The organism is Chitinivorax tropicus, assembly GCF_014202905.1.
Taxonomy (GTDB): Bacteria; Pseudomonadota; Gammaproteobacteria; order Burkholderiales; family SCOH01; genus Chitinivorax; species Chitinivorax tropicus.
On record NZ_JACHHY010000007.1, the window covers coordinates 145,115 to 146,062 of the forward strand.

At 58.8% G+C, this 948-nt stretch carries 1 protein-coding gene; it reads right to left on the reverse strand.

Annotation, left to right across the window (positions count from 1 at the left end):
- The coding region (locus tag HNQ59_RS07345) for an Ig-like domain-containing protein (protein ID WP_184037254.1) at positions 1 to 948 on the reverse strand (948 nt) is incomplete at both ends.

The following is a 948-nucleotide window of genomic DNA, read 5'->3' on the forward strand; positions in this document are numbered from 1 at the left end:
TGTCCGGCATCGGGATCGGTGAGCGTGAGCTGACCGGTGCTGAGCAGGGTGGTGTCCTCGGTTACGCTGCCATGGTCGGTGCCACTGATGATGGCCGGGTCCTCAACCGGGGTGACTGTGACATCAATGGTGGCAGTGGTCACACCGCCTTGGCCGTCGCTGACGGTAACTGTGAAACGGTCGTTGCCATTGAAATCCTGGTTGGGCACATAAGTGTAAGTGCCGTCCGCATTGACGGTGACGGTGCCATGGCTGGCTGCCGTCTGGAGGCTGACGGTGAGGGTATCGCCGTCACCATCACTGCTGAACACCTTGCCGCTGATGGGTTGGTCTTCTGGTGTGGTGACGGATTGATTCTGGGCGATCGGTGCATCGTTGATCGGCAGGACGTTCACATCAATGGTCAGCGTGGTCTTGCCGCCTTTGCCATCATCGACCACGACGGTGAAACGGTCCTTCCCGAAATAATCCGCAGCGGGGGTGTAGGTGTAGTTGCCGTTGCTGTCGATTGAGACTGTGCCTTGGCTGGGGCGATCGCCGATGGTGTAGGTCAATGTATCGCCATCGATGTCCGTCGCGGTGACCTTGCCCTGAATCGGGGTGTCTTCGTTGGTGGTGATCTGCTGGCCTTTGTCGCCATCGGCCACGCGTGGGTTGTCATTCACCGGCGTTACGGTCACGTCTACAGTGCCAGTGGCGGTGCCTCCCTTGCCATCGGTGATGGTATAGGTAATGGTGTCCTTGCCGTGGTAATCCAGGTTGGGGCGGTAGCTCAAGGTGCCATCTGGGTTGAGGGTGACGGTGCCGTTGCGCGCCGTGGGTGTGCCAACGATGACCAGGGTGTCTCCATCTGGGTCGCGATCGTTGATGAGTACTTGAATGACGGTGTTGCTATCTTCACTGACCGTGGTTTGATCGTTGCCCGCAAGGGGGATACCGTTTATCGTT